This is a genomic window from Lentzea sp. NPDC006480, assembly GCF_040611995.1.
Lineage (GTDB): Bacteria > Actinomycetota > Actinomycetes > Mycobacteriales > Pseudonocardiaceae > Lentzea.
Window position 1 is genome coordinate 20,927 of record NZ_JBEXPJ010000055.1, and the last position, 25,648, is coordinate 46,574.

Below are 25,648 nucleotides of genomic sequence, written 5' to 3' on the forward strand. Positions count from 1 at the left end.
GGGGGATAAGGCGTTGCCGCCACCACCCGTGGTGAGGAAAGTGGAGGTGTGGGGAATCTGAGGGAAATAGTTGTGGTCGGCTACGACCGCACGGCGCTGCTGGACCTGGCGGGACCGATCGAGGTGTTCCAGGCAGCGAACTACGGGGGCGACCGGTACCGGGTCACGGTGGCCACGCTCGGGGGCGGCCCGTTCACCGCGACGGCGGGGGTGCGGATCGAGGCGGGGGCGGACCTGCGCGCGCTCGACCGCGAGATCGACACGCTGCTGGTCGTCGGCGGCTGGGGGTACGACGAGGCCGCGTCGGACGCGGTGCTCACGAGCAATCTGCGGCGGCTCGCTCTTCGCTCGCGGCGGGTTGCCGGGGTGTGCACGGGGGCGGTGGTGCTGGCCGGTGCCGGGTTGCTCGAAGGGCGTCGGGCGACGACGCACTGGGCGTTCACCGGCGAGCTGGAGAACCGCGGTGTCGAGGTCGAGCCGGACGCGATCTTCGTGTGCGACGGCCAGGTGTCCACGTCGGCCGGCGTGACAGCGGGGATCGACCTGGCTCTGGCGATGGTCGAGCAGGACCACGGGCCAACGCTTGCTCGCAGGATCGCCCAGTACCTGGTCGTCTTCCTGCAGCGTTCGGGCGGCCAGTCGCAGTTCAGCGTGCACACGCGGTCGAAGCCGGTGGCGGACACGTCGTTGCGCGCGTTGCTCGACGACATCCACGCCGACCCGACCCGCGAGTGGACCGTCCCGGTGATGGCCCGCAAGGCGATGATGAGCGTGCGGCACTTCGCCCGCGTCTTCTCGCGCAACGTGGGCGTCTCGCCCGCCGCCTACGTCGAACGAGCTCGCGTCGAGGCCGCCGCCGACCGGCTGGCTTCGAGCGGTGACTCGTTGGACCTCGTCGCCCGTCAGTCCGGTTTCGGCTCGGCCGAGACCCTGCGAAGGGCCTTCCTGCGCGTGCTCGGCGTCTCGCCGGGCAGCTACCGCGCCCGTTTCCGGACCACTGGGGTTGCCTGATGGAAGCCACGTTCGTGCTCTACCCGAACATGACCGCACTCGACTTCGTGGGCCCGTTCGAGGTGCTCGGCTCCGTGCCCGTGGTCTCTTGCCGGTTCGTGGCCGCATCGCTCGACCCGGTGAAGTCCGACAACGGGCTCTCGGTCGTGCCGACCGACACGTTCGCCTCGTTGAAGTCGACCGACATCATCGTCGTGCCGGGCTCCGGGCACTGGCGGGAGCTGCTTGCGGACTCCGGTGGCGTCGTCGAGTGGCTGCGGGAGGTCCACCCGACGACGAAGTGGACGACCTCGGTGTGCACGGGCTCGACGCTGCTGGCCGAAGCCGGGCTGGTCTCTCGGGCGACCACGCACTGGGCGGCGCGCGAGGATCTGACCGCGCGGAACGTCGAGGTCAGCACCGATCGGGTCGTGTTCGACGGCAAGGTGGTGACCGGCGCGGGTGTCTCGGCGGGCATCGACATGGCGTTGCGGCTGGTCGAGGCCGAGTTCGGCGAGATGGTCGCGCAGGCCGTGCAGGTCGGCATCGAGTACGACCCGCAGCCGCCGCGCTCCTACTCCTCGATCCCGCCGGAGATCGCCGCGGGCCTCAAGGCCGCCTTCGACTCACGTCAGGCCTGACTGGACCGCGAACACGACGAGCTGGGCGCGGTCGCGTGCGCCCAGCTTCACCATCGCCCGCGACACGTGCGTGCGCACCGTCGCGGGCGAGATCACCAACCGAGCCGCGATCTCGTCGTTGGACGCGCCGGACGCCACGTGGCGCATGATCTCCCGCTCGCGCTCGGTCAGCTTGTCCAGGTGCGGCACGGGGCGGGCCGAAGCGCCGGACGCGAACCTGTCGATCACGCGGCGCGTCACGGACGGAGACAACAACGAGCCGCCGTCGGCGACCACGTGGACGGCGCGCAGCAGGTCGGTCGGGTCCGAGTCCTTCACCAGGAAGCCGGACGCGCCAGTCCTCAAAGCCTCGAACACGTACTCGTCGAGGTCGAACGTCGTGAGCATGACGATCTTCACCTCGGCACAGGCGGCATCGGCCGAGACGCGGCGGAGGACTTCGAGGCCGTCCATCAGCGGCATGCGGATGTCGAGGAACACCACGTCCGGCTTGACCGACTGGATCAGCGAGAGGGCTTCGCGGCCGTCGGCGGCCTCGCCGGCGAACTGGACGCCGTCCTCGGTCTCGATGAGGGTCCGCAAGCCCATCCGGACCAGCGGCTGGTCGTCGGCCACCACCACGCGAATCATGAGGGCAACGGTATCCGGGCGATGACCTGGAAACCGTGCGATGTGGAGACTTCGAGCGTGCCGTTCAAGGCCTCGGCCCGTGAGCGCATGCCGGTGATGCCGTGGCCCTCCACGAACGCGGCGGGCGTACCGGTGTCGGCGACCTCGACGACCAGAGATCCACTGACGCTGTAGACGCGGACCGACGCGGTGACGCCGGGGGAGGAGTGGCGCAGCACGTTGGTGAGCGACTCCTGCACGATCCGGTAGACGGCCATCTGGTGGTTGTCGGGCAACTCCGGAGCGTCCACCTCGACCGAGACCTCGAGACCCGCCTCGCGCATCCGGGAGGCCAGCGCGGGAATGTCGTCCAAGGAGATCGTTGGGCGCAAAGGAGCCGAGCCGCGCAGAGTGTCCAGTTCGGACCGCAGGCCGTCGAGCGCTTCCTTGGACGTGTCGCGGATCGCCTCCAGTGAGGCACGGGCCTTCGCGGGATCCTTGTCCAGCACGTACAACGCGACGCCCGCCTGCATGGCGATCACCGAAAGCCCGTGGCCGACGACGTCGTGGACCTCCTGGGCGAGGCGCAGGCGTTCGGAGACCACGGCGTGCTCGCGAGCGTCCACAACGGACCGGCGGCGCAGCTTCATCAGCACGCCGGCGGCGGCGGGCAGCAGGATCCAGCCCGCGGACCAGGTGATCCACGAGGTGACCGAGTCGTTCCACCACGGCAGGATCAGCAGTGCGTACACCAGCGCGCACCCGGCGGCCAGCTCCAGCGACGAGTACATGGCCACCGCGTACATCGCCGCCACGCCGCTGATCAGGATCGGCCCGAACGGGTAGCCCAGCGCCAGGTACACGGCGATGGACGAGGTGGTGAGCGCGAACGTCCACAGCGGACGAACCGAACGGAACAGCAGGCCCGCCGCCGCCACCGCGATGAGCAGGTAGGCCAGGACGTCGAGGTTGTGAGCGCCCTGCAGGCGTGCGGCGAACCGCGTGCCCGCGAGGCCGAAGAACAACAGCGCCACGGTCAGCGCGATGTCCTGCCATTTGATCCGCATGACGCTGACGATACGACCGAGCGCGTACGCAGATGTGCGTATCTTGATGACGCTCCGGAGCTGACGACCCGCGACGCCCGCGGACCGAAGCTAGTACCCATGATCGTGACGACGGAGAAGCTGACGAAGCGCTACGGCGACCGCGCCGTGGTGGACGAGGTCAGTCTGTCCGTGCGGCGGGGCGAGGTCTACGGGTTCCTCGGTCCCAACGGCGCGGGCAAGACGACCACGATCCGCATGCTGCTCGGGCTCGTGAAGCCGACCAGCGGAACCGCCAGAGTGCTGGGCGAGGCACCGGGCACCCCCAAGGCGTTGCTCAAGGTCGGGTCGCTGATCGAGGGGCCCGGCTTCTACCCCTACCTGTCCGGCCGCGACAACCTGCGGGTGCACGCGCACCGCCGCGGTGTGGCCAGGACGCACGTCGAAGCCGTGCTGGAGCAGGTCGATCTGAGCGGCGCCGCGAACGAGAAGTTCCGCCGGTACTCGCTCGGCATGAAGCAACGGCTCGGCGTCGCCGCGGCCCTGCTCGGCCAGCCCGAGCTGCTGATCCTGGACGAGCCGACCAACGGTCTCGACCCGGCGGGCATGGCCGACATGCGCGACCTGGTGCGCGCGCTCGCCGCCCAGGGGCAGACGGTGCTGCTGTCGAGCCACCTGCTCGGCGAGGTCGAGGAGATCTGCGACCGGGTCGGCGTGATCTCGCAGGGCAAGCTCGTCGCCGAGAGCACGGTCGAGCAGCTGCGCGGTGACACCGTGCTGCTGGTCAGGGCGGACCCGATCGAGAAGGCGCACGTGCTGATCGAGGGCAGCGAGCTGCGCGGCGACGTGCTGCACGTCCGGGAGGCAGACCCCGGCGCGCTCATCAGGACTCTCGTCCACGCCGACGTGGACGTGCAGGAGGTCCGGCCGCTGCGCCGGACGTTGGAAGAGGTCTTCTTCGAGATGACGGGAGTGGCGTGATGGGCAGCGTCAAGGCGGAGCTGCTTCGCCTGTGGAAGTGGCCGGCGACGTGGGTGCTGATCGGTGTCTGGCTGGTGATGACGCTGACGTTCGGCTACGTGTTCAACTACCTGGCCCTCAACGGCGGCACCAACACCCGCGGCCAGTCGCAGCAGCAGCTGATCAACGCGATGCAGCCGGAGAACGTGGGCGCGGCCGTCGTGCGCGGCCTGCCGATGTTCGGTGGCGCGATCATCCTGGTGCTCGCCGCGCTGGCGATCGGCTCCGGCTACGGCTGGGGCACCTGGAAGACGACTTTGACCGCCGGTCCGCGCCGGGTGTCGGCGATGGCGGGCACGTTGGGCGCGCTGGGAATCATCGTGGTGCTCCTGGTGGCGCTGACGTTCGTGGTGAACCTCGGCGCGTCGATCACGGTGGCGTCGCTGGAGGGCTGGGACTGGAGCCTGCCGGGCGTCGACGTGTGGAAGCCGCTCGTCGCCTCACTGCTGATCGCCGCGATGTGGACGGGGTTCGGCGTGTTCCTCGGCGTGATCACCAAGGGTCCCGCGCTGGCCGTCGGGCTCGGCCTGATGTGGGCGATCGTCACCGAGAACCTGTTGCGCGGCGTCGGTTCCCTGCTCGGCCCGGTCGAGGACCTGACCAAGGTCCTGCCCGGCGGTTCCGCGGGCAACCTGGCCGGCGCGGTCGGCGGATCCGGTGCTCCCGGCGTGCTGACCGACCTGAGCGGCACCACGGCGGCCCTGTTCCTCGTCGGCTACGTCGTGTTCTTCGTTGGCACGGCGACGCTGCTGAAGGTGCGCCGCGACCTCGTATAGGGCCACGGCGGCCCAGACCAGGCCCAGCGCGACCGCGACTCCGGTGGGGTAGTCGCGGTCGTGCAGTCCTGGGTTGGTCGACCCGCTGTGTTCCCGCCACAGCAACGGGAACGCGAGAATCGTGAGCACCCCGGAGACGACCAGCCCGATGCCGATCGACGGCCGTCTGATCACGAAGCCGGACGCTCCGACCAGCGGTGCGATCAGGAAGTCGTGCAGGACCACGCCACCGCCGAGCCAGATCAGCAGGTTGACGGTGATCTGGGGGAGCAGGAGCCAGGCGCCCCACAGGCCCAGGCCGACGCCCGCGGCGCCCAGGACGACTCTCGCGCCCACCTGAGCCCTCGTACCCGCGACACGAGCCGTCATGCCAGCACCTCCAGCGACGTGACCCACTTCGTCTGCAGCACACCCGGCCGGTTCGGCGCGATGAGCCGGCACGGATACCCGTGGTCCGGGCTGAGCTCCTCGCCGTTGAGCCTGAGCGCCAGCAACGTCAGCGGGTCCTGCGCGAACGCCTCCGGCAACGTGGTCTCCCGGTACAGCCCTTCCTGCTCCAGCGACCTGACCCTGATGTCGCCCTTCTCGACCAGGTCGGCGACCCGGACACCGCTCCAGGTCGCGTTCTGACTCCAGCCCTCGACGCACGCGATCGGCAGCTCGACGGTGGTCTGCGGCATGGCTTGGAGCTCCTGCAACGAGTAGCTCTTCGTGCCGGCCTGCAACCGCCAGCCTGATGGCACCACGATCTTCGCGTCCTTCGCCGTCCGGTTCACCGGCAACGCGCCGGGCGAGCGCCATGCCAGCACCGAGATGTTGCGCAGGAACGGCACCGTGACACCTGCCGTCGCGACCACCGCCACGCCCGTCGTCAGTGCGGTCGTGCGCAGGAAAGCCCTGCGGGACAAGATGGTCTTCTGGTCGGAGGCAGGTTCGAGAGTGCGCCTGATGACGGGGATCTTCACCGCGATGTGGACCAGCAGCGCGCCGATCGCGATCCACGCCACCGCGTAGTGGGCCGTCGGGAAGTAGAACGACCACGGGTAGTTCTGCGCGGCGTTGAACAACCCGGTGACCAGCTCGAAGAACGACGCCCCGATGAGCACGAAGATCGAGCCGCGTTCGAGCGCGTGCGGGACGTTCTTGACGAGCGGCCGTTCGAACAGCTTCGGGTAGACGCTCCACAACTTGGCCAGCAGCAACGGGATCGACGCCACCCCGGAGATCACGTGGATCCCCTGGGTGACCCGGTAGAGGTCGACGGGCCGGGTCGGCCACGGCCAGTCGTGCTGCACGCCGTGGCTGAGCAGCCCGGTGACGAAGCACAGCCCGAAGGTGATGCCGAGCCACGTCCCGACCCGGCTGGTCACGCCGGTGTGGTGCGCGGGCGCCTTGAACACCGGCAGCTTCCCGGGAAGTTTCACAGCTTCTCCCAACAGGCGAAGAACCGTCCGGCGCTTTCTCGCTGCCACAGCAGGAAGAACCCGTCGGCGGGCACCGACTCGGCGTCGCTCCAGGCCCACGGGAACCAGGCGCCGAGCGTGCCTTCCGTGCGCACCCGCGCCTGGCCGACCGTCTGCCCGGAGCCGGGCTGTTCGACCTCGGCGACAACGGTTCCGCTGGGCCTGAGCAGTTCCCTCGTGCGCTGCAGCAGCGCGGCCGGGTCGCCGCCGATGCCGATGTTGCCGTCGGCGAGCAGCACGTGGTGCCAGCGTCCCTCACCGGGCAGCAGGTCGAAGACGTCACGCCGGATCGCGATGCCGCCACGTGCGGTGGTGCGGCGGACCGCTTCCGGGGACACGTCGACGCCGAGCGCCTGGACGCCTCGGGCGAGCAGGGCGGCGACGAGCCGGCCGGGGCCGCAGCCGATGTCGAGGGTGGGGCCGGTGCAGGCGTCGAGGAGGATCTCGTCGCCGCCGTCGGCATCGGCCTGCCAGCGGTCGACGCTCAGTTCGCGCGGGTCGGTGCCGGGCAGGTCGAGCCAGCTCGCGTGACCTCGGAGGGCTTGGTCGAACATCATCGGGCCACCACCTCGTCCACCGTCGAAGCGCCCGCGAGCCGGCTGGTGGTGATCGTCGCCAGGGTCGCGGCGAATCGCCCTCCCGGTGCCTGAGCGGCCACCGCGCGGGCGTCGACCATCGTGTCCACATCGGACAGGATCGGCAGCTGGTTCACCTTCAATCCGTGCAACGCCTCGAACGTCCGCAAGCCCGTGTCGGTCTGCGACATCGGCACGTCGTGCAACACCGAGGCCCGCAACGGATCCCGCAGCCCCAGCGCCCACCAGCCGCCGTCCAGCGCGTACCCGAGCGCCGCCTCCTCGAACTCCGCGCACGACTCCAGCAGCGAAGGCGTCACCTGAGGCGTGTCCATCCCGATCTGCAGCACGGGCATCCCGAACCGCGCCACGTCGGCGTGCGCGTGCACCAGCCTCTCGGCGAACGTCCGGCCCCGCTGCGGAATCACCACGCACTCGGCCAGCGCGTCGCGCACGTCGTCGCGCCGCACGATCCCGGCCAGCGCCACCACGGGCACCGCGCCGGGAGTGTCCAGCGCGGCCTCCAGCGTGTCGAGCAACGACGCTGCCGCCACATCCGCAGCCTCGTCAAGAGACAACGGTGGGCACAGCCGGGTCTTCACCTGGCCCGGCACCGGCGACTTGGCCATGATCAGCAGACAGAACCTCATCGCAGCACCCCCGCCATGTCGCGCGCCGCCCGCAACGTGCCGCGCACCGAGCCCGACACCTTGGAGCGCGTCCCCGCCGCCCGCGGCCCGTAGGTCACGTCGACCTCGCGCACCCGCCAGCCCGCCGCCGCGGCGCGCACCAGCAGTTCCAGCGGGTAGCCGAACGCCCGGTCCCGCACGTCCAACGCCAGCAACGCTTCCCGCCGGCACACCCGCAACGGCGCGATGTCGTGCACGTCGAGTCCACGGCGCCGCAACAGCGAAGAGATCACGGCGTTGCCCGCCCGCGCATGCCACGGCCAGACGCCCGACGACACCGGCACCCGGCGGCCCACCACCAGATCGCAGGAGGCCAGCAGCGCGGCCATCGCGGGCAGTTCGGCCAGGTCCAGCGAGCCGTCGGCGTCCGCGAAGGCCACGAGCTCGGAGCTGGCCGCCAGCAACCCGGTGTGCACGGCAGCGCCATAACCGCGACGAGCCTCGTGCACGACCAGAGCACCACAAGAGGAAGCGACCTCGGGCGAGCCGTCGGTGGAGCCGTTGTCGACGACGATCGCGCGGTAGCCGGCAGGCAGGGAGGCGAGGACCGCGGGCAGTGCGGCGGCCTCGTCCAGGCAGGGCAACACGACATCCATGTGTCCACCCTGGACCATCGGAAAGTGTTGTGGTGCTTACAGAATTGTGACGCGTCGGCGAGTTCTTACGATTGTCTTGCGTGGCCTGCGGGCACCCGCGAGAGGCCCTAGGTTGGGCGCGGTGCGTCTAGTCATCGCGGGTCTGCTCGTCGCTGCCGCCGTCATCGCCGGATTCGTGCTCAACGCCAAGTATCCAGGCCTCACCTTCGCGTCCGCCGCGCCGATCTTCGGCGAGTGGGATCTGCACGCCGGGCCAGGCACGCCGGCAGCGGTCCTGATCGCGTTCCTGGTCGTCGCCAAGGGACCCGAGCTGGCGCGGCACCGGTTCGCGTTGCCGATCGCGTACGTGACGGCGGTGGCGTGGACGTTCTCGCTGGCGATGATCGACGGCTGGGACCGGTTCGTCACCAGGCTCACCACCTATCACGAGTACCTGCACGAGGTGCCGGGCATCACCGACGTACCGGCGATGCTCAGGACGTTCACCTCGCGCATCCTGGACTACCAGCCCGACTCGTGGACCACGCACACCTCCGCCCACCCGCCGGGCGCGACGCTCACGTTCGTCGCGCTGGACCGCATCGGGCTCGGGGGAGGGACGGTCGCGTCGATCTTCTGCGTGCTGGTCGGCGCGCTGGCCGTCGTCGCGGTTCCGAAAACCATCGGCGACAACGCGGTGCTGCCGTTCCTGGTGCTGTTCCCCGGCGCGGTGTGGGTCGGGGCGTCGGCGGACGGCATGTTCATGGGCGTCGCCGCCGTCGGGATCTACCTGCTCACCAGGTGGCCGCTGCTGGGCGGTGTCGTGCTCGGCTGGAGCGTTTTCCTGTCCTACGGACTGGTGCTGCTCGTCCCGCTCGCGCTCGTCGCGGTGTGGCGCCAAGGGGAGCTCGGTGTCACCGGCCGCCGGATCGCCCTGGCGGTCGGCGGCGCGCTCGCGGTGGTGGGAGTGTTCGCCGCACTGGGTTTCTGGTGGTACGAGGGCTACGAGCTGGTGAAAGTCCGCTACTACCAGGGCGTCGGCACCCCCAGGCCGTACTGGTACTGGGTGTGGGCCAACCTGGCGGCGCTCGTGCTCGTCATCGGCCCCGCCGGGGTCAAGGGCCTGCGCCAGGACAAGTGGATCATCGCCGCCGGCCTCGCGATCCTGGCCGCCGACCTGTCCGGCCTCAGCAAGGCCGAGACCGAACGGATCTGGCTGCCGTTCGCGATCTGGCTGCTCGCCGGCACCGCGAAGCTCGACCACAGGAAGAGGTGGCTCATCGCCCAGGCCGTCACAGCCCTGGCGGTGAACCACCTCATCCTCACGGAGTGGTGACCGGCTCCCGCTGCGACGCGAAAGCGAACTCCCGCACCCCCTCGGCGAACCCGACCTGAGCCTCGAACCCCAGCACGTCCAACGCTTTCGCGGGCGACGCGACGACGTGCCGCACATCGCCGGGCCGGGCCCCGCCCACGATCGAGGGCGTCGGCCCGTCGCACGCGTCGGCGAGCGCGAACGCCAGCTCACCGATCGTGTGCGGGGAGCCGGAGCAGACGTTCACGGCCTCGAAACCGGGCCGTGGCGACGACAGCGCGAGGAAGTTCGCCCGCGCCACATCGGTGACGTGCACGAAGTCCCTGCGCTGCCGGCCGTCCTCCATCACGCGCGGCGAGACGCCGTTCTGCAACGCCGACCGGAAGATCGACGCCACCCCCGCGTACGGGGTGTCGCGCGGCATCCTCGGGCCGTAGACGTTGTGGTACCGCAACGCCCACACGCTCCCGCCGGTCTGCCGCGCCCACGCGGACGCCAGGTGCTCCTGCGCCAGCTTGGTGGCCGCGTATGTGCTGCGCGGGTCCAAAGGCGCGTCCTCAGGCACCAGTTCGGGCACGAGGAAGTCTCCGCAGAAGCACCGGGGCTCGTACAGGCCCTGGTCGAGGTCCGAAGCCGACCGCTCAGCCCGCACGACACCGTGCGACAGGCACCGGTAGCGCCCCTCGCCGTACACGACCATCGACGACGCCAGCACCAGCCGCGACACCCCGGCCCGGTACATCTCGGCCAGCAGCACCGCCGTGCCGAGGTCGTTGTGCCGCGCGTAGGACGGCGCGTCGAACGGATCGACGCCGTGGCCGACCATCGCGGCCTGGTGGCACACGGCGTCCACAGTGGACAAAAGAGGTCGCAGCACGTCTGGTGAGGTCACGTCGCCGACGACAAGTTCGTGGTCCAGCTCCGGGAGAGAACCGTGCGCCTCGGGCAGCAGCGCGTCGAGCAGCACGCAGTCGTGGCCTTGCGCGGTCAGCTCGTCCGCGACGTGCGACCCGATGAACCCGGCCCCGCCGGTGATCAGTACTCGCATCCCTCGACCGTAGGACCGCGGGAGGTGCTGGGCGCTCCCGGAAGCGATGATGTCAGAACTCTGTAATGGGTGAGTCAGCAACCGTCATCGTCGGGTTCCCCGGCGAGCCATCGGCCGTGCAGTTCGTGCAGCACGCGGACGGCATCGTCCGGTTCGATGACACCGGCGCCCTCGTAGTCGAGGGTGTAGGACTTCCAGCCGAAGCCGGCCACGTCGACCTCGAACCAGCACCTGTCACCGCGGCACTGGAGTTCGTACTCCTCACCCGTCGGCACATGGCCTTCCAGCACCACCGGCGGTCCGTCGATCCTCAGCCAGGTCTTTCGCCAGCCCTGTTCGTTGAGCGCCGCGACGACGCGCTCCCACCCGGCCTCTCGGCGCAGATCCGCCGCGGTCGCGCGCGGCATGAGGAAGCTCAGCCGGAACGGCGGGCCGGACAGCGCCTCGACGATCTCACGGCCAACGGCGGTGTGCGGCACGTAGATCGACGACGGCTGCGGTCCGTTGGACTCCCGCGTCGACGCCTTCTGCTCGTCGGTCAGGAAGTCGGGAATCTCCCGGTCATTCGCGAACACGGTGACTGTCGCGCCGGACGCGTCCGGGCCGCGGAACTGCCCGTACTCGTTCTCGACCAGCCGGATGCCGAGCCGTTCCCCGACCAGCCGCACGGCCGTGGCGAGGTCGGAGTCCACCTTGATCGACACGGTTTGCGTGGACCAGTCGTCCTCGAAGTCGTCCCCCATGCGCCCAACATAGCCGCGCAACACGCCTCTGGCAGGCGGGGGAGGACCAGTTGCCCGGCTCCGGGTTCTTGACCGCGGAAGGCCCGTTCGGCCCGGTGGTGAACTCCGCCTCGCCGACCTCTGTGGACGAACCTGGGCAGGTCCGCGCACAGCGGTCAACGCAACCACTCGTGTGAGTGGTTCAGGTCGCCGGCAGCTCCACCACGAACCGCGCGCCACGCGGGAAGCGGTCCTCCACCCAGACCCGGCCGTGGTGACGGTGCACGTGCTCGCGGACCAGCGCGAGCCCGAGCCCGCTGCCGGTGTCGTCACCGCGGCTGCCGGGCCTGCCGCGCGCGAACCGTTCGAAGATCTGCTCCCGCAACGCTTCCGGCACGCCGGGCCCGTCGTCCTCCACCTCGATCCGGGCCACGGAGCCGTACTGGCGCACCGACACGAAGATCGCGCCGTCCGCGTGCCGTTCGGCGTTCTCCATCAGGTTCGCCAGCACGCGGTCGAGCCGCCGCCGGTCGCCCCGCACCGTCACCGGCGACGCCGACACCGGCACGGCGCGCCAGCGGGACGCGATCACGTGCTGCACCAACGCACTCAGGTCGAGTTCCTCGGGCTCGTAGTCGTCGGTCTGGTCGGCGCGCGAGATCTCCAGCAGGTCCACGACCATCCGGGCGAACCGGTCCACCTCCGAGGTGAGCAGTTCCAGAGCAGTTCCGGCGGTGCCCGGCAGGTGCTCGCGACGACGCCGCAGCACCGCGCCCGCGTTCACCATCGTCGTCAACGGTGAGCGCAGCTCGTGCGACACGTCCGACGCGAACCGGGCATCGCGCAACGCCCGTTGCTCCAGGGCGTGAGCGGTCGAGTTGAACTTGGCCGCCAGTGCGGCCAGATCCGGGTCGTCCTGGTCGGGCAGCCGGGCGCGGAGATCACCACCGGCGATCCGCCCGGCGGCGGAGTTCAGCTCCGCCAGCGGTTTCAGCGCCCGCTTCGACGCCCACGAGCCCAGTGCCGCGCCGAGCAGCGCGGACCCGATCGTGCCCGCGATCAGCACCGCGCTGAGGAAGCCGAACGTCCGGTCCAGCTGCTGCAACGGGAACAGCTCCACGTAGACCGAGCCGCCCGCCACCGGCCGCGTCACCGCGATGACCTCCAGCCCGGCCACCGTCAGCCGAGCCCGGCCCGGGGGATGCTCCACCAGGTCGGCGGGCAGCTCGGACGGCTCGACCTTGCGGCCCGCCGTCACCAGCCGTTCCGGGCTGAGCACGAGAATGGTCGAGTCCGGGCCGGTGGTGAGCCCGGCCAGCAGCTCGTCGAGGCCGGGCGAGGCCAGCGACTTCTCGACCAGCCGCACGTTGACCTCTGCCTGCCGCGCGGCGCTGGCTTCCCGTTGCCGCAGCATGTAACCGGAGGCGAGGTTCCAGGTCGCGAACGCCAGCACGCTCGTCACGAGCAGCAGGCCCGAGCCGAACGAGAGGGTGACGCGGCAGCGCAGCGAGAGTTTCACGACCGCATCCGATACCCGGTGCCGCGCACGGTCAGCACCAGCGCCGGGTCGTCCGGGTTGGCCTCGACCTTGCGGCGCAGTCTTCTTATGTGCACGTCGAGCAGACGGGTGTCACCAAAGTAGTCATATCCCCAAACCTTTTGCAGCAACTGTTCCCTGGTGACGATTCGGCCGCCCGCACCAGCGAGTTCCAGCAGCAGCCGGAATTCCGTGCGGGTCAGATGAACGCGTTCACCCGCACGGTGCACAAGACCTTCCTGCGGACGGATTTCCAGATCGCCGATTCGAACGGCTTCCCGGCCGGGTCCGCGTCTGCGCAACAAGGCGCGGATGCGGGCCGCGAGAACGCTGGCCATCAACGGTTTCGTGACGTAGTCGTCCGCGCCCGCCTCCAGCCCGGCGATCACGTCACGGGCGTCGGTTCGCGCTGTCACGACGATTATCGGCAGGTCACCGCGGGCTCTGAGGGTGCGCACGACCTCCAGGCCGTCGACGCCGGGCAGGGTCAGGTCGACCAGCATCACGTCGAACGACTCTGTCTCCAGACGTCGTAACGCGTCTTCACCCGAAGAAGCCTCGTCAACGGTGAAACCCTCGTCGGACAAGGCGAGGCTCAGCGCCTGCCGGATTCGCTCGTCGTCTTCGACCAGCAAGACCCCTACGCACACAACGACTCCACTGTGTGAGAGCCGCGGCGACGGCGTCTCACACAGTGGAGTGAAAGTCGATCAAAAGCAAGAACGTTTCGGCTCAGAATGCTGTCAGGGTGATTTTTGCCGAACGCGGGTTCGGTTCGTGGACAAGTGACTCGAAGGCGCCGACGTCATCGAACGCGAACCCGTACGCCTTCCCGTCGACCATGTTGGCGTGCACGATCCGCGAGTAGTGGTTCGTGATCGAGCGCGTGTAGAACTGGCTCGCGTCGTAGGTCGGCTGGGTGTGGATGAAGCCGAGCGTCGAGCGGTTCAGCGCCGCGCACAGCGACCGCGAGATCGCGCCGACGTCGTTGTTCGGAGCCGCGAGCCGGCCGTCGCAGTTGAAGACGTCCCGCGTCGACGGCTGCTGGAACGACGCGACCTGCTGGCCGGCCGTGTTGGTGAAGTTCAGGACCCCGCCGCTGGTGCGGCCGGTGAACTTGCGGTTCGGCTCGTTCTGGAACGGCACCACGGTCAGCGGCGTGTTCTGGTAGGTCGCCCAGGTGCTGCTGACGTAGCTGGAGAAGTACGAGCTGGAGAACACGCCCGCGTCGAGACCCTTGCTGGGGTTCAGGACGCGCAACCGCGTGCCGTCGCCCCGCGTGTAGACCAGCCGCGCCCAGTCGCCGCCGAGCTGCTGGTGCTGGTCGAAGACGCGGTTGCGACCGCCCGCGACCAGCTGGCCGGTCTTCTTGGTGGCACCGGCCTGTGACGTCGCCTCGACCGCGTGCGGCACGCTGAACATGTCGACCTGCGAGCTGTTCAACCACAACCCGCCGCCGTTGTAGGTGAACTCGCTCCAGTCGAACAGGATGTCGCGGTTCGGGTCGCCGCCCGCCCACGGCGCCGGCTGCACCAGGCCGTTGGGGACGAGACCGAACTTCAGCTTGTCCCGGAAGGACATGTAGAGCCGGCCACCCGCGAGGTTGATCGGGATCTGCAGGGTCCTGCTACCGCCGTTGGCAGGACCCGGGATCGAGACGTCCGGCGCGGGCACGGGTGGGACCGCGCCGCCGGACCAGGCGGTGAACTGGCCGTTCGCGTTGACGTAGCCGAGCCTGCCGTTCATCTCGCCGGTGATGTACAGGAACACGGCGTCGCCACGGCCGGAGTTGTTCGTGACGGTGAGCGGGAGCAGGTTCGGTGGAGCAGCTTGCACAGGTGCGGACATCGTTGTCAGCCCTAGTAGGGCCGATGCCGCGAGCAGCAGGAGCTTGCGCATCGACTATCTCCTCACTGAGACAGGGTGTCGTGAGAGCGCTCTCATACTCAGCGTGAAGGTGTTGATGTGTCAAGAATGGTCTTCATGCGCGCGCTGACGGTTGATCTTGCACGAGCGGGATCTTTGTCGATCTCCGAACTACCTGATCCCGTGCCGGGACCTGAGGACCTCCTGGTGGAGGGCCTGGCGATCGGAATCTGCGGGACGGACCGCGAGATCGTGCGCGGCGAGTTCGGCACTGGCGGAACTCTGGTGATCGGGCACGAGTCGCTGGGCCGGGTGATCAGCGGGCCGGGGTTCGCGCCCGGCTCGCTGGTGGCCGGCGTGGTGCGACGGCCTGACCCGGTGCCCTGCGTGGCGTGTGCGCGCGGGGAGTTCGACATGTGCCGCAACGGGCAGTACACCGAGCGCGGGATCACCGGGCTCGACGGGTACGGCTCGACGTTGTGGACGGTTCCGGCCGCTTATGCCGTTGGTGTCAGCTCGTCGACAGGTGTGCTCGTCGAGCCGTTGTCAGTGGTCGTGAAGGCTTGGGAACGGCTGGATCAGCTCGCGCTCTTCCCCTTCGAGAGCGTGCTGATCACGGGTGCCGGGCCGATCGGGCTGCTGGCGGCGTTGATCGGAGTGCAGCGCGGGTTGGACGTGCACGTCCACGATCTGGCGTCCGATGGTCCGAAGCCTGATCTGGTCGAGTCGCTGGGCGCGACCTATCACCGCGAGCTTCCTGACCACCAGGTCGTCATCGAGGCGACCGGCGCTCCGAAGCTGGTCGCGCAGCTGCTCGGACGGGAGCTCGTGTGCCTGACCGGCGTGCCCTCCACCGAGGTGGTGCCCGTCGACATCGGACAAGCCAACCGGGACCTGGTGCTGCGCAACGGGATCGTGTTCGGGACGGTCAACTCGAACGTGCGGCACTACCAGGAGGCCGCGGCGGTGCTGGATCGGGCGGACGACGCGTGGGTGTCGTCGTTGATCACTCGACGAGTTCCGCTGGAGTCCTGTGCGGAGGCGTTCGAGACCCGGCCCGGCGACGTGAAGGTAGTGCTGGAGCTGTGAGTGCGGCCAGCGCCACGACCGCGGCGGCCAGCAGGAGGGCGTGCCGGTAGCCGTGGTGGAGCAGGGGAGTGGCGATGAGCGGGCCGATGATCTGGCCCGCTGAGTAGCCGGTCGTGAGGACGGCGGCCGCGCGCGGGAAACCGAGGTCGGCGCCGAGCTTGAACGACGCGGCCGCGATCATCAGGAACGTGCCTCCGAAGAGGATCACGGCGATCAGGGCCGCCGCGGTGCCGCCGAACAGCGCGGGAAGGGCGATGCCCACGGCTTGGACCGCCAGCAGCAGCGGCAGATTCCGGACGCGGGTCGTCACCGAGAGAGCCGCTGAGACGCCGACGAGGATCCAGGCGGCGCTGCCGAGGGGACCGCTGATCGCGGCGACCAGGAACGTGCCGGCGATGATGTAGCCGACGCCTTCGAGGGTGTAGCTGGTGAACAGCGCGCCGAAGCCCTTTGTCCTGGAGGCGGGGGGCGGTGGTTGCGGGTTCCTCGGTTGCAGCGACCAGGCCGAGGCGGTGAGCAGGACGGACGAGGCCGCCGCCACCCACCAGGCGAACCTCCACTCGGCGTGCGCCAGCACGATCAGCCCGGACAGCGCGATACCGACCCCGACTCCGCTCAAGCCCCAGCCCGGTCCCGCGTTCACCGCCGCCACGAACACCAGCGCGCTCGCGACCCCGGCCAGCAGGCGCAGCACGAACCACGCGGCGAAGCTGTGCGTGAGCGGCATGACGGCGAGTGTGGCCACGAGCAGCACGAGGGCGACACGGTTCGTCGCCCGTGAAGGCGCCCGCACGATCGTGGCGAGCGCGCCGACGAAGTAGCCCAGGTAGTTGGCGGTGGCCAGGCTCGCGGCTCCGGTGGCGCTGAGCCCGGCCTGAGCGGTCATCAGGGGCAGGATCGGCGTGTAGACGAACCGCCCGATCCCCATGGACGCCGCGAGTGCCGCAGCGGCCTGGCGGGCGCTCACGAACGGCCCGGGTCGTTCGGGTGGGGCTGCACGGCGGTGACCTGGAAAGCCATCCACGGGCTCAGCGGGAGCGTGCCGAGGACGTTCGCGTGCAGGTCGTCCTCGTCGTCGGCCTGCCACAGGCCGATGCTGCGCATCTCGCCGATCGGGCGCCACAGCCGCACGAGGTTGCCGTTCGCCGCGAGTTCCTTGGCTCGGACGGCTTCCAGCGCGCGCAGTGAGTCCACTTCGGACTGGCTGGTGCCGCCGGGGATCGTGGTGGTGATCTCGACGATGAACTCTCTCATGGCACCCATCGTGCGACTGCGCGCGTGTGAAGCGCCACGACCGGCTTTCTCCTGCGTGAGAGCCTGAACCTCCTAGGATGCTGAGCGTGGAACTGCGTCAGCTCCGGTACTTTCTCGCGGTTGCCGAGGAGCTTCACTTCGGCCGGGCCGCGGCGCGCCTGCTGATCGCGGGACCATCGCTGTCGCAGCAGATCAAGGCGCTCGAACGGGACCTCGGCGTGCCGCTGTTCGCCCGCGACCGCCGCACGGTCGCGTTGACCTCTGCTGGAGCCACGCTGGTCCCCGAGGTGCGGGCGTTGCTGGAACGGGCCGACGCGCTGCAACGGCACGCGCAGCAGTTGTCCGGCTCGCAGCCCGTGCGGCTCGGGTACGTGAACTGGCTGCCACCTGACCTGGGTGCGCGCACGGCCGGTGTCGCGCAGCTCTACATCGACGCGTGGGTCGTCCCGTCGCACGCGCAAGCCGCACGGGTCGCGGACGGCAGCCTCGACCTGGCCGTGTGCTGGATTCGCAACGAGGACATCGGTCAACTCGGCCTGAGCGCGCAGCTGCTCGGCGCTGACCGGCTCTACGCGGTGTCGGTGGGCACCGACACGAGTCCGGTGCGCGCCAAGGACATCGCGGTGCTGGTCGACGACGACGTCACGTCGTGGCAGTCGTGGAACGAGTACGCCGAGGAGTTCGCCCGGGACACCGGCGCGCGAGTGGTGCGCATCCACAACGGGGCGATCACCGGGCCCGCGTTCTTCGACCACGTCCGGTCGTGCACGACGCCGGTGCTGAACTCGCCGAAGGGCCAGACCTCGCCGCTGCCACCGGATCTCGTGCAGCGGCCGGTGATCGACCCCGAGGTGCTGTGGACGTGGTCGCTGGTGCGGCGCGCCGACGAGGTGCGGACGGGCGTGCTGGCGGCCGCCGAGGCCATCACGCGGCAGGTGGGCGACCTCGGGCTGCACCGCGAGGGTGTCTGGCTGCCCGCGGACGACCCCTGGCGTGCGGTGGAAGGCTGAGCCTCCCACGAAGGAGAAAACGAGTCGCAATTCCGGGAAATCAACCGGAAGCGCGGGGAGTTGTGGCTGTCAGTTCCACTTCTTCTCCTTCGAAAGTGAGCCAGGGAAATGACGAACAAGGTGGCCGTGATCACGGGAGCGTCGCAGGGAATCGGTGAGGCACTCGTCCCGGCTTATCGAAAGCTCGGTTATTCGGTCGTGGCGGTCTCGCGGTCGATCGAAGCCTCGGATGATCCCGAGGTGCTGGCGATCCGGGCGGACCTGTCGAAGCCCGGCGAGGGCGCGCGGGTCGTGAGCGAAGCGCTTGCGCGGTTCGGCCGCGTCGACACGCTCGTCAACAACGCCGGGATCTTCGTCGCCAAGCCGTTCACCGAGTACACCGACGAGGACTTCGCGAACGTCATCGGCACGAACCTGCTCGGGTTCTTCGACATCACCCGCAGCGCGGTCGGCGCCATGAACGGCGGGCACGTGGTGAACGTGTCGACGACGCTCGTCGACCACGCGCTGTCCACTGTGCCGTCGGCGCTCGCGTCGCTGACCAAGGGCGGTCTGAACGCCGTCACGAAGTCGCTGGCGATCGAGTACGCGACGAAGGACATCCGCTTCAACACGGTCGCGCTCGGCATCATCCGCACGCCGATGCACGCGCCCGAGACCCACGAGACCCTGGCCGGGCTGCACCCGGTCGGCCGGCTCGGCGAGATCTCCGACGTCGTCGACGCGATCACCTTCCTGGAACAGGCCGGCTTCGTCACGGGCGAGATCCTGCACGTCGACGGCGGCCAGAGCGCGGGGCACTGATCATGAGCATCGAACAGGTCATGAACCGGTGGAAGGACGCCGTCGACGCGCACGAACCCGAGCGCGTGGCGTCGAACTTCACCGAGGACGCCATTTTCCAGGGTCTGCACCCGTACGGCGTGGGCAGAAAAGCGGTCGCCGAGTACTACGATTCGCAGCCCATCGGCATGAAGGCCGAGTACGAGGTACTGGAAACGCGGGAGCTCGCCGACGATCTGACACTCGGCTATTTGGACGTCGATTTCTCGTTCGTCGATCGCCCGACGATCACCGTGAAGCTGAGTGTGCTGATCAAGGGAGACCTGATAGCGCACTACCAGGTCTCCCGCCTCGCCTAGTGCCTGCGCGGCTCCCGGCCGGACGGTGAAGGCGGCCGTTCGAGCTCGGGAGCCTTCGGGATCGGCATGGTCACCGGGGTGTCCGCCGTGATCGTGATCGGCTCGCCGTGGTGGCTCGTCCTGAACTCGGTGCCGTCCACGATCCGGTAGGTGGCCTCGGTCTCGCACACGTCGATCGCGATCCTGGTGCCCTGGAAGGCCATCCGGAACGAGAACCGGGTGAGCGCGCCCGGCAGCCGCGGCGCGAAGGTCAGCTCGCCGCCGTGGTCGCGCATGCCGCCGAACCCGGCCACCAGCGCCATCCACGCGCCCGCGAGCGAGGCCATGTGCAGGCCGTTGTCGACGTTGCTGTGCAGGTCGTGGAGGTCGGTGTAGACGGCCTCGACGAGGTAGTCGAACGCCAGGTCCAGGTGGCCGACCTCCGCGGCCAGCACGGCCTGCGTGCCCGCCGACAACGACGAGTCGCGCACGGTGCGTGCCTCGTAGTAGGCGAAGTTGCGGGCCTTCTCCTCGGGCGTGAAGACGTCACCGCGCACGTGCATCGCCAGCACGAGGTCCGCCTGCTTGATGACCTGACGGCGGTACAGGTCGAAGTACGGGAAGTGCAGCAGCAGCGGGTACTTGTCCGGTGGGGTGTTCTCGAAGTCCCACTCCGCGTGCCTGGTGAAGTTGTCCGCCTGCGAGTGCACCTGCAGCATCTCGTCGTACGGGATCGCCATGGAGTCGGCGGCACGACGCCACGCGGCGATCTCTTCAGCTGACGCCTGAGCCTTGTCCGGGTGGCGTTCCGCGGCCTGGGCGGCGGAACGCAGGTTCTGCTGGGCGATCAGGTTGGTGTAGACGTTGTTGTCGACGATCGCCGAGTACTCGTCCGGCCCCGTCACGCCGTCGATGCGGAAGCCGTCGTGCCGGTCGTGGTGGCCGAGCGACATCCACAACCTTGCCGTCTCCACCAGGATCTCGGTCGCCTCGTCACGTTCGAAGTCCTCGTCGTTCGTGGCGTTGAGGTACTGCTGCGTGGCGTAGGCGACGTCACCGGAGACGTGGAACGCGGCCGTGCCCGCCGGCCAGTAGGCGCTGCACTCGGCGCCGTTGATCGAACGCCACGGGAACGCGGCTCCCTTGAGCCCCAGCACGTTCGCACGGTCGCGAGCTTTGTCCAGAGTGGCGTGACGCCACCGCAGCGCGTCGCGGGCCGCGTCCGGCAGCGTGTAGGTGAGCACCGGGAGCACGAACATCTCGGTGTCCCAGAACGCGTGGCCGTCGTAGCCGGGTCCGGTGAGGCCTTTGCCCGGAATGGCACGGGACTCCCCGCGGGCACCGGCCTGCAGGATGTGGAACAACGCGAACCTGATCGCCTGCTGCAGCTCGTCGTCGCCCTCGATCTCGATGTCCGCGACCTGCCAGAAGTCGTCCAGGAACTCCCGTTGCTCCTTCAGCAGCCCGTCCCAGCCGGTCTGACAGGCACCGGCGAGCGCGGCCTCGACCTGCGCTCGAAGTGCTGGGGTGGAACGCTTTCCGGACCAGCCGTAGCCGAGGTACTTGGTGAGCTTGAGACAGCTGCCCGCCTTGACGTCGACCGCTGCGGTGAACCGAGCAAGATCCGGTTCGGCGTGGATGTCCGTGCGGGGATCGCTGTAGCCGTTTTCCTGGCCATCGCCGATCTCGATCTCGTGGTCCATCGCGGCGGCCATCCGCAGGCCGGACACCTTGGTGTGGTGGCACAGCACGGCCCGCATCTTCTCGGCCATGGTGAAGTCGTTGACCAGCGGGGTGTCCAGCGCTGCGGCGACGCGCGGATCGTTGGTGCGCTGGATGATCGGCTCGTTCGCGAGCAGGTCGGACTGGACGACGAGCTGCACGTCGTCCATCGGCTCGACCTCGTACCGGATGGCGGCGACCGCGCGCTGCGTGAACGACACGAGCCGTTCGCTGCGCACGATCACCCGGCGGCCGGTCGGCGACTCCCAGACCGTGCGGCGGCGCAGCGTGCCGGAGCGGAAGTCGAGGACGCGTTCGTGCTCGATCGCGTTGCCGTAGCGCATGTCCAGCGGCTCGTCCTCGACCAGCAACCGGATGATCTTGCCGTCGGTCACGTTGACGACGGTCTGGCCGGCCTCGGGGTAGCCGTAGCCCGCTTCCCCGTACGGCAGCTGGTGTTCCTCGTAGAAGCCGTTGAGGTAGGTGCCCGGCAAGCCTCTCGGTTCGCCCTCGTCGAGCGTGCCTCTGAGCCCGATGTGGCCGTTGGCCAGCGCGAACGTGGACTCGGTGCGGTGCAGCTGGTCGACGGCGAGGCCCTGCCAGCGCAGTGCCCACGGTTCGATCGTGTAGCTCATGAGAGGAGCTCGTCGAGCTCGTTGACGACCTGGTCGGCGCCATTGGTCTTGAGAGCTTCCCTCTGGTTGCCGCGGTCGACGCCCACGACGAAGCCGAAACCGCCGTCGCGCCCCGCTTTCACGCCCGCGAGCGCGTCTTCGAACACCGCTGCGTGCTCCGGTGCCGTCTTGAGCCTCCTGGCGCCTTCGAGGAACGAGTCGGGCGCCGGTTTGCCCTGCAGGTTCGACGCGGTGATGACGTTGCCGTCCACCAGTGCGTCGACGTAGTCCAGAAGGTCGCCCGCGCGCAGCACGCGCATGGCGTTGGCCGATGACGTGACGACGCCGATGGGGATGCCTGCTTTGCGGGCTTCCTGGAGGTAGCGGACGGACGCGGGGTAGGGCGTGATGCCCTCCTCGTCGATGATCTGGTTGACCAGGTCGTTCTTCTGGTCGCCGATGCGGCGGATCTCCTCCTCGGACGGCGTCAGGCCGCGCGAGGCGAGGAAGCTGCGGACGCCGTCGTAGCGGGGCTTGCCGTCGACGTAGGCGAGGTAGTCCTGCTCGCTGAACGGCTGACCCATGCCTTCGAACGTCTGCTTCCACGCCTTGCGGTGCAGGACCGCCGTGCTCGTGAGCACGCCGTCGAGGTCGAACAGCAGCGCTGTGATCCGCTCCGGGATGCCGAGGCTCATGCTTCGATCATGCACCCGTCTCGACGTCCTCGCCGCGTTCCTCAGGACGTTCTTCCTCAGGACGTTCTTCCTTGAGGCGTTCGTCGAGCGGGCGCGGGTGGGCCTGCTCGTACTCGGTCATCCCGTACTTGTTCGACTCGGCCCAGCCCTCCTCCGGCTCGGTCTCGAGCGGGTCGTGCGTGATGTTGTCCTCGTCGAGGGCCTCGAAGTCGTCACTGTCCTCGGAGATGTACGCGCCACGGTCTTCGCTCATGGCGTTGCTGTACCCAGTTCGGCGCTATCCGATGCTTTGGCCGACGAGCGAGCCGATGCCGTACGTGACACCCATGGCGACCAGTCCACCCACGACGTTGCGGACGACGGCCCGCCGTTTCCCGGCGCCGCTGAGCCTCGCGCTGACGAAACCGGTCAGGGCGAGGGTGATGATCGCGACGACGACGGTGACCGGGACGCGGAGGCTGACCGGTGTGAAGGCGATCGCGGCCAGGGGGAGGAGCGCACCGATGGTGAAGCTGATGAAGCTCGCGATGGCGGCGCCCCACGGGTTGGTGAGCTCGTCCGGGTCGATGTGCAGCTCGGCCTCGGCGTGGGCGGCCAGGGCGTCGTGCTTGGTGAGCTGCTTGGCGACCTCTTGCGCCGTTTCCGCGTCCAGGCCCTTGTTCTCGTAGATCTCCGCGAGCTCCCGCAGTTCCTCCTCCGGCATCTCGCGGAGCTCCCGGCGTTCCTTGGCCAGGAGGGCGCGTTCGGCGTCGCGCTGGCTGCTCACGGAGACGTACTCGCCGCTGGCCATGGACATCGCGCCCGCGAAGAGTCCGGCCAGGCCCGCGACCAGGATCTGAGCCCTGTCGGTGGTGGCGCCCGCGACGCCCACGACGAGACTGGCGGTGGAGACGATGCCGTCGTTCGCGCCGAGAACGCCCGCGCGGAGCCAGTTCATCCGGTCGCCGGTGACCTCGTCGTGAGGCTCGTGGTGTGCCATTTTCGGAGGCTAACCTGGAGATCATGCTTTCGTGGCAGACCACGCCGTTGCGGCTGGTGGACGTGCCGGTGCCCGCGCCCGCTCCGGGGGAGTTGCTGGTGCGGGTGCTCGCTTGTGGGGTGTGCCGGACGGATCTGCACGTGGTGGACGGGGATCTGCCGGTGCATCGCCCGTCGGTCGTGCCGGGGCATCAGGTCGTGGGTGAGGTCGTCGTCGCCGCTGACGGGTTTGTCGTCGGTGAACGGGTCGGGATCGCCTGGTTGCGGCACACGTGTGGTTCGTGCCGGTTTTGCCTGCGCGGTGCCGAGAATCTCTGTCCGTCGTCGCTTTACACCGGGTGGGACGCGGATGGTGGATATGCGTCTTATGCGGTCGTTCCGGCTGACTACGCGTTGCGGCTGCCCGTTGGGTATTCGGCTGAGGCGGTGGCGCCGTTGTTGTGCGCCGGAATCATCGGATATCGGGCGTTGCAGCGTGCCCGCGTTCCGGACGGCGGGCGGTTGGGGATCTACGGGTTCGGCGGGTCGGCTCATCTGGCATTGCAGGTCGCGGTGGCGCGTGGGTACGAGGTGCATGTCGTGACCCGGTCCGAGGCTGCTCGTGCGCTGGCGATGTCGTTGGGGGCTGCTTCGGCCGCTGCTGCCGCGCCTCCGGTCCTGCTGGACTCCGCGGTGCTGTTCGCGCCGGTCGGGACGTTGGTGCCGGCCGCGTTGGAGGCGTTGGACCGGGGTGGGACGTTGGCGATCGCCGGGATCCACCTGTCCGATGTGCCGGTTCTGAACTACTCGCGGCATCTTTTTCAGGAGCGGGAGATCCGGTCGGTCACGGCGAACACCCGTGCCGACGCTGCCGAGTTCCTGTCGTTCTGCGCGTCGAATCGGCTGTCAGTGGCTGTGCAGCCGTATGCGCTGGCTGACGCGAACTTGGCGCTGTCGGACCTCCGTGCGGGCCGCGTGACGGGCGCGGCTGTGCTCGTGGCGTGACGTTTTCCCTGGTCAAAGGCTGGGTATGCGGTTTTTGTCAGACCCCCGTGGCATCCTGTCGAACAGGTGTTCGTCTGTGGTGCAGGAGGTAGGTCAAGATGCAGATCGATCCCCGTCGCTGGCCGGGCCGCGTGGTGCCTACCACTGACGCCGACGTGGACATCGCCGTCGAGTCGCTGGTCACGCGCGCCTCGTGGCCGGACGCGGACCGCCGCTGGGTCCGGCGCACGCTGGAGCCGTGGTTCAAGCAGGGCTGGAGCGTCGACGCCGTCCTGGTCGCCATCGACACCCGCCCGGACGGCACCCGCCAGGGCCGCCCGCGCTCGCGTTCGCAGGTGGCGCACGAGTTCCTGCGCGCCCGGATGATGGTGTGGACAGACGACGGCGCACGCCTCGCCCGCCCGCCGTTGGCCGGCATGTCGCTGGGCGAGTGGTTCCGGGTGAACCGCCGCAACGCCCTGCTGCACGCCCGGCGTTCGTCGAGCGCTCTGACGTCCGAGGGCGAGCGCGCACGGGCGGAGTCGCGCGCCCTGGCCCACCGCCGCGACCCGGTCGCACGCAGCCGCGAGAAGGCCCGCCGCCGGGTCGAGGCGCTCGACAGCCTGCTGGTCCCCGGCCAGGAGGCCCCGTCGTTCGCCGACTCGTGGCGGCTGGTCGCCGAACTGATCCCGGTGCCCCGCGTCTGCTCGGCGTGCGGCCACGTCCGAAACGAGGTGACACGCCCGGCCCACCGCGTCGCGTAGTTCCATTTACCTGCGACTTCGCCGAACAGCGGTTTAGGCCGGTCGGCCCAGGGAACACCGGACGAGTTTCTTGTTTCCTGCCTGAAGGGGCCGACATGCTCGAAGTGACGCCGATGGCCGCCGAGGTCATCAACGAGCTGACGTCGCAGTCAGCCACCGACGACGGCGTCGGCCTGCGCTTCGCCCTCGCGGTCGAGCAGAACAGCCAGGCCGCGCTCGAACTGTCCCTGAGCGAGCCCGTCGACGGCGACGAGGTCGTGCCGGCCCCCGCCGGCGCCAAGGTCATCATGGAGCCGGCCGCCGCCCAGTACCTGGAGGACAAGGTCCTCGACGTGCGCGAGGACTCCGAGGGCAACCCGGCCTTCGCCATCGGGCGTCAGGACCAGCCGACCTGACCGGCTCACGCTTCCGCCGTGGTCCGGAGATTTCGGGGTGATCACTTGAGATGGCACACCCGCCCCCGCTCCAGCTAGCTGGGGGCCCACCGCGTGAAGGAAGGGGCTGGGCCTCTCCGCGGAGGGCCCAGCCCGTTTCCGCGCACACCTGCCGGAACGACAGAAGCGCCC

General features: G+C 69.2%; 29 protein-coding genes. 12 read left to right on the forward strand and 17 right to left on the reverse strand.

Going from position 1 to position 25,648, the window contains the following annotated elements; translation table 11 throughout:
* Positions 1–48 precede the first annotated feature (48 nt).
* A complete protein-coding gene (locus ABZX92_RS22290) occupies positions 49–1,011 on the forward strand; it encodes a DJ-1/PfpI family protein (RefSeq protein WP_355562429.1) in 963 nt (320 codons plus the stop codon).
* Positions 1,011–1,631: a DJ-1/PfpI family protein gene (locus ABZX92_RS22295; RefSeq protein WP_355562432.1), complete on the forward strand. Its 621-nt coding sequence runs from the start codon at positions 1,011–1,013 to the stop codon at positions 1,629–1,631. The genes ABZX92_RS22290 and ABZX92_RS22295 overlap by 1 nt, the downstream gene beginning before the upstream one ends.
* Here the strand turns inward: ABZX92_RS22295 and ABZX92_RS22300 are convergent.
* Both ABZX92_RS22300 and ABZX92_RS22305 read right to left on the reverse strand, forming a co-directional pair.
* Positions 1,617–2,261, reverse strand: a complete 645-nt coding sequence (locus tag ABZX92_RS22300) for a response regulator transcription factor (protein WP_355562435.1) — start codon at positions 2,259–2,261, stop codon at positions 1,617–1,619. The two genes, ABZX92_RS22295 and ABZX92_RS22300, sit on opposite strands and share 15 nt — an antisense overlap.
* On the reverse strand, positions 2,258–3,307 hold the full coding sequence (locus tag ABZX92_RS22305; RefSeq protein WP_355562438.1) for a histidine kinase: 1,050 nt from the start codon (positions 3,305–3,307) through the stop codon (positions 2,258–2,260). The genes ABZX92_RS22300 and ABZX92_RS22305 overlap by 4 nt, the downstream gene beginning before the upstream one ends.
* A gap of 99 nt (positions 3,308–3,406) precedes the next feature.
* Between ABZX92_RS22305 and ABZX92_RS22310 the strand changes: the two genes are divergently transcribed.
* Positions 3,407–4,267, forward strand: coding sequence for an ABC transporter ATP-binding protein (locus tag ABZX92_RS22310; RefSeq protein WP_355562440.1), 861 nt, complete (start codon positions 3,407–3,409; stop codon positions 4,265–4,267).
* Positions 4,267–5,082 (forward strand): hypothetical protein, encoded by an 816-nt coding sequence (locus ABZX92_RS22315; RefSeq protein WP_355562443.1) that lies wholly within the window; start codon positions 4,267–4,269, stop codon positions 5,080–5,082. The genes ABZX92_RS22310 and ABZX92_RS22315 overlap by 1 nt, the downstream gene beginning before the upstream one ends.
* A 365-nt stretch (positions 5,083–5,447) precedes the next feature.
* Here the strand turns inward: ABZX92_RS22315 and ABZX92_RS22320 are convergent, their stop codons facing one another.
* From ABZX92_RS22320 to ABZX92_RS22335, 4 genes are read right to left on the reverse strand one after another with little or no spacing between them, the layout of a single operon-like run.
* Positions 5,448–6,506, reverse strand: coding sequence for a molybdopterin-dependent oxidoreductase (locus tag ABZX92_RS22320; RefSeq protein WP_355562447.1), 1,059 nt, complete (start codon positions 6,504–6,506; stop codon positions 5,448–5,450).
* Positions 6,503–7,102: a class I SAM-dependent methyltransferase gene (locus ABZX92_RS22325; RefSeq protein WP_355562450.1), complete on the reverse strand. Its 600-nt coding sequence runs from the start codon at positions 7,100–7,102 to the stop codon at positions 6,503–6,505. The genes ABZX92_RS22320 and ABZX92_RS22325 overlap by 4 nt, the downstream gene beginning before the upstream one ends.
* Positions 7,099–7,770, reverse strand: a complete 672-nt coding sequence (locus tag ABZX92_RS22330) for a DUF2064 domain-containing protein (protein WP_355562452.1) — start codon at positions 7,768–7,770, stop codon at positions 7,099–7,101. The genes ABZX92_RS22325 and ABZX92_RS22330 overlap by 4 nt, the downstream gene beginning before the upstream one ends.
* Positions 7,767–8,405: a glycosyltransferase family 2 protein gene (locus ABZX92_RS22335; RefSeq protein WP_355562453.1), complete on the reverse strand. Its 639-nt coding sequence runs from the start codon at positions 8,403–8,405 to the stop codon at positions 7,767–7,769. Before ABZX92_RS22335 ends, ABZX92_RS22330 begins: the two co-directional genes overlap by 4 nt.
* Positions 8,406–8,526: 121 nt before the next feature.
* Between ABZX92_RS22335 and ABZX92_RS22340 the strand changes: the two genes are divergently transcribed.
* Positions 8,527–9,720 (forward strand): hypothetical protein, encoded by a 1,194-nt coding sequence (locus tag ABZX92_RS22340; RefSeq protein WP_355562456.1) that lies wholly within the window; start codon positions 8,527–8,529, stop codon positions 9,718–9,720.
* Here ABZX92_RS22340 and ABZX92_RS22345 read toward each other — a convergent pair.
* The 5 genes from ABZX92_RS22345 to ABZX92_RS22365 form a co-directional block, all read right to left on the reverse strand.
* Complete coding sequence (locus ABZX92_RS22345) at positions 9,707–10,747, reverse strand: NAD-dependent epimerase/dehydratase family protein (protein ID WP_355562459.1); 1,041 nt, start codon at positions 10,745–10,747, stop codon at positions 9,707–9,709. The two genes, ABZX92_RS22340 and ABZX92_RS22345, sit on opposite strands and share 14 nt — an antisense overlap.
* A gap of 74 nt (positions 10,748–10,821) precedes the next feature.
* Positions 10,822–11,490: a hypothetical protein gene (locus ABZX92_RS22350; protein WP_355562461.1), complete on the reverse strand. Its 669-nt coding sequence runs from the start codon at positions 11,488–11,490 to the stop codon at positions 10,822–10,824.
* A gap of 181 nt (positions 11,491–11,671) precedes the next feature.
* Positions 11,672–12,988, reverse strand: a complete 1,317-nt coding sequence (locus ABZX92_RS22355; RefSeq protein WP_355562464.1) for a HAMP domain-containing sensor histidine kinase — start codon at positions 12,986–12,988, stop codon at positions 11,672–11,674.
* Positions 12,985–13,656 carry a response regulator transcription factor gene (locus tag ABZX92_RS22360; protein WP_355562467.1) on the reverse strand — a complete coding sequence of 224 codons (672 nt, stop codon included), beginning with the start codon at positions 13,654–13,656 and terminating at the stop codon, positions 12,985–12,987. The genes ABZX92_RS22355 and ABZX92_RS22360 overlap by 4 nt, the downstream gene beginning before the upstream one ends.
* An 82-nt stretch (positions 13,657–13,738) precedes the next feature.
* Positions 13,739–14,905 carry a beta-1,3-glucanase family protein gene (locus tag ABZX92_RS22365; RefSeq protein ID WP_355562469.1) on the reverse strand — a complete coding sequence of 389 codons (1,167 nt, stop codon included), beginning with the start codon at positions 14,903–14,905 and terminating at the stop codon, positions 13,739–13,741.
* A gap of 75 nt (positions 14,906–14,980) precedes the next feature.
* Here ABZX92_RS22365 and ABZX92_RS22370 point away from each other — a divergent pair, with 75 nt between their 5' ends.
* Positions 14,981–15,961, forward strand: a complete 981-nt coding sequence (locus ABZX92_RS22370) for an alcohol dehydrogenase catalytic domain-containing protein (protein WP_355562505.1) — start codon at positions 14,981–14,983, stop codon at positions 15,959–15,961.
* On the opposite strand, the gene ABZX92_RS22375 is transcribed toward ABZX92_RS22370, so the two are convergent.
* Together ABZX92_RS22375 and ABZX92_RS22380 are read right to left on the reverse strand one after the other, a co-directional pair.
* On the reverse strand, positions 15,879–16,928 hold the full coding sequence (locus ABZX92_RS22375) for a YbfB/YjiJ family MFS transporter (RefSeq protein WP_355562472.1): 1,050 nt from the start codon (positions 16,926–16,928) through the stop codon (positions 15,879–15,881). The genes ABZX92_RS22370 and ABZX92_RS22375 overlap by 83 nt on opposite strands.
* Positions 16,925–17,215 carry a muconolactone Delta-isomerase family protein gene (locus ABZX92_RS22380; RefSeq protein WP_355562475.1) on the reverse strand — a complete coding sequence of 97 codons (291 nt, stop codon included), beginning with the start codon at positions 17,213–17,215 and terminating at the stop codon, positions 16,925–16,927. Before ABZX92_RS22380 ends, ABZX92_RS22375 begins: the two co-directional genes overlap by 4 nt.
* 86 nt (positions 17,216–17,301) lie before the next feature.
* Between ABZX92_RS22380 and ABZX92_RS22385 the strand changes: the two genes are divergently transcribed.
* The 3 genes from ABZX92_RS22385 to ABZX92_RS22395 all read left to right on the forward strand — a co-directional run bounded on the left by ABZX92_RS22385 (position 17,302) and on the right by ABZX92_RS22395 (position 19,367).
* Positions 17,302–18,225: a LysR family transcriptional regulator gene (locus ABZX92_RS22385; RefSeq protein WP_355562478.1), complete on the forward strand. Its 924-nt coding sequence runs from the start codon at positions 17,302–17,304 to the stop codon at positions 18,223–18,225.
* 108 nt (positions 18,226–18,333) lie between these two features.
* A complete protein-coding gene (locus ABZX92_RS22390) occupies positions 18,334–19,029 on the forward strand; it encodes an SDR family oxidoreductase (RefSeq protein ID WP_355562481.1) in 696 nt (231 codons plus the stop codon).
* A 2-nt stretch (positions 19,030–19,031) separates the two neighbouring features.
* On the forward strand, positions 19,032–19,367 hold the full coding sequence (locus tag ABZX92_RS22395; protein ID WP_355562484.1) for a hypothetical protein: 336 nt from the start codon (positions 19,032–19,034) through the stop codon (positions 19,365–19,367).
* On the opposite strand, the gene ABZX92_RS22400 is transcribed toward ABZX92_RS22395, so the two are convergent.
* The 4 genes from ABZX92_RS22400 to ABZX92_RS22415 are packed head-to-tail and all read right to left on the reverse strand — an operon-like array spanning position 19,364 to position 23,356.
* Entirely contained in the window at positions 19,364–21,703 is a 2,340-nt protein-coding gene (locus ABZX92_RS22400; protein WP_355562487.1) for a glycosyl hydrolase family 65 protein, read from the reverse strand. The two genes, ABZX92_RS22395 and ABZX92_RS22400, sit on opposite strands and share 4 nt — an antisense overlap.
* The gene (locus tag ABZX92_RS22405; RefSeq protein WP_355562491.1) at positions 21,700–22,377 is read right to left on the reverse strand and encodes a beta-phosphoglucomutase family hydrolase; all 678 of its coding nucleotides are present in this window, start codon (positions 22,375–22,377) and stop codon (positions 21,700–21,702) included. The genes ABZX92_RS22400 and ABZX92_RS22405 overlap by 4 nt, the downstream gene beginning before the upstream one ends.
* 7 nt (positions 22,378–22,384) lie before the next feature.
* A complete protein-coding gene (locus ABZX92_RS22410) occupies positions 22,385–22,630 on the reverse strand; it encodes a hypothetical protein (protein WP_355562493.1) in 246 nt (81 codons plus the stop codon).
* Positions 22,631–22,654: 24 nt separating this feature from the next.
* A complete protein-coding gene (locus tag ABZX92_RS22415; RefSeq protein WP_355562495.1) occupies positions 22,655–23,356 on the reverse strand; it encodes a VIT family protein in 702 nt (233 codons plus the stop codon).
* Positions 23,357–23,379: 23 nt separating this feature from the next.
* Between ABZX92_RS22415 and ABZX92_RS22420 the strand changes: the two genes are divergently transcribed.
* The 3 genes from ABZX92_RS22420 to ABZX92_RS22430 all read left to right on the forward strand — a co-directional run bounded on the left by ABZX92_RS22420 (position 23,380) and on the right by ABZX92_RS22430 (position 25,477).
* Positions 23,380–24,339, forward strand: coding sequence for a zinc-binding alcohol dehydrogenase family protein (locus ABZX92_RS22420; RefSeq protein WP_355562497.1), 960 nt, complete (start codon positions 23,380–23,382; stop codon positions 24,337–24,339).
* Between the two features lie 98 nt (positions 24,340–24,437).
* Positions 24,438–25,082, forward strand: a complete 645-nt coding sequence (locus ABZX92_RS22425; RefSeq protein WP_355562500.1) for a hypothetical protein — start codon at positions 24,438–24,440, stop codon at positions 25,080–25,082.
* Positions 25,083–25,177: 95 nt separating this feature from the next.
* Positions 25,178–25,477, forward strand: a complete 300-nt coding sequence (locus tag ABZX92_RS22430) for an iron-sulfur cluster biosynthesis protein (protein WP_355562503.1) — start codon at positions 25,178–25,180, stop codon at positions 25,475–25,477.
* Positions 25,478–25,648: the final 171 nt, after the last annotated feature.

Bases quoted from the DNA above. Each gene is read 5' to 3' on its own strand.
- ABZX92_RS22295 (WP_355562432.1), top strand. From the start codon at position 1,011: ATGGAAGCCACGTTCGTGCTCTACCCGAACATGACCGCACTCGACTTC.
- ABZX92_RS22300 (WP_355562435.1), bottom strand. From the start codon at position 2,261: ATGATTCGCGTGGTGGTGGCCGACGACCAGCCGCTGGTCCGGATGGGC.
- ABZX92_RS22305 (WP_355562438.1), bottom strand. From the start codon at position 3,307: ATGCGGATCAAATGGCAGGACATCGCGCTGACCGTGGCGCTGTTGTTC.
- ABZX92_RS22310 (WP_355562440.1), top strand. From the start codon at position 3,407: ATGATCGTGACGACGGAGAAGCTGACGAAGCGCTACGGCGACCGCGCC.
- ABZX92_RS22315 (WP_355562443.1), top strand. From the start codon at position 4,267: ATGGGCAGCGTCAAGGCGGAGCTGCTTCGCCTGTGGAAGTGGCCGGCG.
- ABZX92_RS22325 (WP_355562450.1), bottom strand. From the start codon at position 7,102: ATGATGTTCGACCAAGCCCTCCGAGGTCACGCGAGCTGGCTCGACCTG.
- ABZX92_RS22330 (WP_355562452.1), bottom strand. From the start codon at position 7,770: ATGAGGTTCTGTCTGCTGATCATGGCCAAGTCGCCGGTGCCGGGCCAG.
- ABZX92_RS22335 (WP_355562453.1), bottom strand. From the start codon at position 8,405: ATGGATGTCGTGTTGCCCTGCCTGGACGAGGCCGCCGCACTGCCCGCG.
- ABZX92_RS22345 (WP_355562459.1), bottom strand. From the start codon at position 10,747: ATGCGAGTACTGATCACCGGCGGGGCCGGGTTCATCGGGTCGCACGTC.
- ABZX92_RS22350 (WP_355562461.1), bottom strand. From the start codon at position 11,490: ATGGGGGACGACTTCGAGGACGACTGGTCCACGCAAACCGTGTCGATC.
- ABZX92_RS22365 (WP_355562469.1), bottom strand. From the start codon at position 14,905: ATGCGCAAGCTCCTGCTGCTCGCGGCATCGGCCCTACTAGGGCTGACA.
- ABZX92_RS22370 (WP_355562505.1), top strand. From the start codon at position 14,981: ATGGTCTTCATGCGCGCGCTGACGGTTGATCTTGCACGAGCGGGATCT.
- ABZX92_RS22380 (WP_355562475.1), bottom strand. From the start codon at position 17,215: ATGAGAGAGTTCATCGTCGAGATCACCACCACGATCCCCGGCGGCACC.
- ABZX92_RS22390 (WP_355562481.1), top strand. From the start codon at position 18,334: ATGACGAACAAGGTGGCCGTGATCACGGGAGCGTCGCAGGGAATCGGT.
- ABZX92_RS22395 (WP_355562484.1), top strand. From the start codon at position 19,032: ATGAGCATCGAACAGGTCATGAACCGGTGGAAGGACGCCGTCGACGCG.
- ABZX92_RS22400 (WP_355562487.1), bottom strand. From the start codon at position 21,703: ATGAGCTACACGATCGAACCGTGGGCACTGCGCTGGCAGGGCCTCGCC.
- ABZX92_RS22405 (WP_355562491.1), bottom strand. From the start codon at position 22,377: ATGAGCCTCGGCATCCCGGAGCGGATCACAGCGCTGCTGTTCGACCTC.
- ABZX92_RS22410 (WP_355562493.1), bottom strand. From the start codon at position 22,630: ATGAGCGAAGACCGTGGCGCGTACATCTCCGAGGACAGTGACGACTTC.
- ABZX92_RS22415 (WP_355562495.1), bottom strand. From the start codon at position 23,356: ATGGCACACCACGAGCCTCACGACGAGGTCACCGGCGACCGGATGAAC.
- ABZX92_RS22420 (WP_355562497.1), top strand. From the start codon at position 23,380: ATGCTTTCGTGGCAGACCACGCCGTTGCGGCTGGTGGACGTGCCGGTG.
- ABZX92_RS22425 (WP_355562500.1), top strand. From the start codon at position 24,438: ATGCAGATCGATCCCCGTCGCTGGCCGGGCCGCGTGGTGCCTACCACT.
- ABZX92_RS22430 (WP_355562503.1), top strand. From the start codon at position 25,178: ATGCTCGAAGTGACGCCGATGGCCGCCGAGGTCATCAACGAGCTGACG.